The organism is Elioraea sp. Yellowstone (genome assembly GCF_006704265.1).
In the GTDB taxonomy this organism is placed as follows: Bacteria; Pseudomonadota; Alphaproteobacteria; order Acetobacterales; family Acetobacteraceae; genus Elioraea.
In genome coordinates this window covers 1-2,598 of sequence record NZ_VIKA01000250.1, presented here as the reverse complement: position 1 = coordinate 2,598, position 2,598 = coordinate 1, and the positions used below count along the sequence as shown (strand labels likewise).

At 76.0% G+C, this 2,598-nt stretch carries 3 protein-coding genes; 2 read left to right on the top strand and 1 reads right to left on the bottom strand.

What is annotated here, in order from left to right:
* Positions 1-418 (bottom strand): gamma-glutamyltransferase (locus tag FK498_RS18345; protein ID WP_202614927.1); only part of this gene is annotated, 418 nt, incomplete at its 3' end.
* Between FK498_RS18345 and FK498_RS18340 the strand changes: the two genes are divergently transcribed.
* The gene (locus tag FK498_RS18340; RefSeq protein ID WP_141857106.1) at positions 417-1,787 is read left to right on the top strand and encodes a M48 family metalloprotease; all 1,371 of its coding nucleotides are present in this window, start codon (positions 417-419) and stop codon (positions 1,785-1,787) included. The two genes, FK498_RS18345 and FK498_RS18340, sit on opposite strands and share 2 nt — an antisense overlap.
* Positions 1,784-2,527, top strand: a complete 744-nt coding sequence (locus FK498_RS18335; protein WP_141857103.1) for a DsbA family protein — start codon at positions 1,784-1,786, stop codon at positions 2,525-2,527. The genes FK498_RS18340 and FK498_RS18335 overlap by 4 nt, the downstream gene beginning before the upstream one ends.
* The last annotated feature ends 71 nt before the right edge of the window (positions 2,528-2,598 follow it).

Here is a 2,598-nt window from a genome sequence, read left to right as displayed (position 1 = left end):
GCGTGCCGGGCAGCGCCGCCGGCCGGTCGGCGCGCGGATCGAGCCGCGCCGGCGCGCGCGGCAGGAAGGCGACCGAGATCGCCTGGTCCCGCTCCGGCTGGTAGGCGAGGCACACCCCGCCGCCCGCGAGCGAGGCGCGCGAGGGCAGCGTGACGCCGAGCGCGAAGCCGATCGCGACCGCGGCATCCGCCGCCGTGCCGCCGGCGGCCAGGATCTCGCGCCCGACCAGCGCGGCGCGCGGCTCCTCCACCGCGACCCCGCCGAGGAAGCCGCGCACATGGCCGGGGCTGCCGAGCGGCGGGCCGGACTGGCCGAGCAGGCCGTCCATCACGCCGCCGAGGCTGGTGCAGCCGGCCAGCATCACAGCGGCTAGAGCGAGGATTCCGTTGCGGGCGTGCCGGCCTATAGTCGGCGCCATGCGATGGATCCGCTCAGGGCTCGGGCGACGCGCGGCGGCGGCGGCACTGGCGGCCGTGGTCGCGCTCGCGCCGCCGCCGGCGGCAGCGCAGGGCCGGGCGATCACGCTGATCCGCGACGCCGAGACCGAATCCCTGCTCGCCGCCATCAACGGCCCCCTCTTCGCCGCCGCGGGACTGAACCGGGGGCTGGTACGGACGATCATCATCGGCGACCGCTCGATAAACGCCTTCGTCACCACCGGCAACCGGCTCTTCGTGCATTCGGGGCTGATCACCGCGGTCGACTCGGTGGGCGAGCTCGCCGGCGTGCTCGCGCACGAGACCGGCCACATCGCCGGCGGCCATCTCGCCCGGCTGCCCGAGGAGATGCGCAACGCGATGATCCGCGCGATCGCGGCCATGCTGCTCGGCCTCGGCGCCGCCGCGGCGACCGGGCAGGGCGGGGCGGCGAGCGCGATCGGCGCGGGCGGCCAGGCGCTGGCGATGCGCGAGCTGTTCGCCTTCACCCGCACCCAGGAGAACGCGGCCGATCTCGCGGCGGTGACCTATCTCGGGCGGATCGGCTGGTCGCCCGCCGGGCTGCTCAGGCTCATGGAGCGGCTCTCGGCGCAGGAGCTGCTGCTCACCGAGAGCCAGGACCCCTATGTGCGCACCCACCCGCTGACGCGCGACCGCATCGAGTTCCTCGCCGAGCAGCTCGCCCGCTCGCCCGCCGCGAACGCGCCCATGCCGGCGGCGCTCGAGGACGCCTTCGCGATGGTGCGCGCCAAGCTGGTCGCCTTCCTCGAGGGCGGGTCGGTCGCGCGCCTCTACCCGGCCTCGGACGGCTCGGCCCCCGCCCGCTACGCGCGCGCGATCCTCGCCTTCCGCCAGGGCCGGAGCGCGGAGGCGGTCGCCGCGCTCGATCGCCTGATCGCCGAACGGCCCGCGAGCCCCTGGCTGCGCGAGATGAAGGGTCAGGTGCTGCACGAGAGCGGCCGGCCGCAGGAGGCGCTCGAGCCCTATCGCGAGGCGGCGCGGCTGGCGCCGAACCAGCCGCTGATCCGGGCCAGCCTCGGCCGGGTGATGGTCGATCTCGACGATCCGGCGATGCTGCGCGCGGCGGTCGCCGAGCTCGAGGCCGCGACCCGGCTCGATCCGGACGCGCCCTTCACCTGGCGCACCCTGGGGATCGCCTACGGCAAGCTCGGCGAGATGGGCCGCTCCGCGCTGGCGCTCGCCGAGGAGGCAGCACTCAAGGGCGACCTGCGCACCCAGCGCGAGATGGCGGCGCGCGCCGAACGCCTGCTGCCGCCGGGGCCGGCGAAGCTGCGCGCGCAGGACCTGAGCCGCGCGGCCGCGATCGCGCGCGAGGAGCGGCGGCGATGAGAGGCGGCATGTTCGGGCTTGCCGCCGCGCTCGCGGCCCTGCCGGCGGCGGCCGCACCGGAGCCGGCGCAGGTCTTCACCCCGGCGCAGCGCGCCGCGATCGTCGAGATCCTGCGCGAGGCCCTGCGCACCGATCCGACCATCCTCGCAGATGCGATCGCGGCGATGCAGCAGGCCGAGCTCGAGGCCGAGCGGGCGCGCGGCCAGGCGGCGATCGCGGCGCACGCGGAGGCGCTGTTCCGCGATCCGGGCGATCCCTGGTTCGGCGCGGTGCGGCCCGAGGTGACGCTGGTCGAGTTCACCGACTATCGCTGCCCCTATTGCCGGCGGATGCACCCGGTGGTCGCCGAACTCGTGGCGCGCGATCCGGGCGTGCGGGTGGTGGTTAAGGAGATCCCGATCCTCGGCCCGGCCTCCGTGACGGCGGCGCGCGCCGCGCTCGCGGCTCATGCGCAGGGCAGGTTCGCGCCCTTCCACGACGCGCTGATGCGGCTGCGCGGCGAGCCGGACGAGGCGGGGCTCGTGCAGCTCGCCGTCGAGGTCGGGCTCGATCCGGCGCGGTTCAGGCGCGACATGGAGAGTGCCGAGGTGATGCGCCGGCTGAACGCGAACCTGCGGCTCGCCCAGGCGCTCGGCATCCAGGGCACGCCGGCCTATGTGGTGGGTGAAACCTTGCTGCCCGGCGCGGTGCCGCTGGAGCGGCTGCGCGAGGCGGTCGCGGCGGCGCGCGCGGCGCGCTGATACCCTCCGCACAAAGGCTCGACCTTTGTGCGGAGGGTATCGCGCGCGGGGCTGGTGGGGCGGCCGCGCGC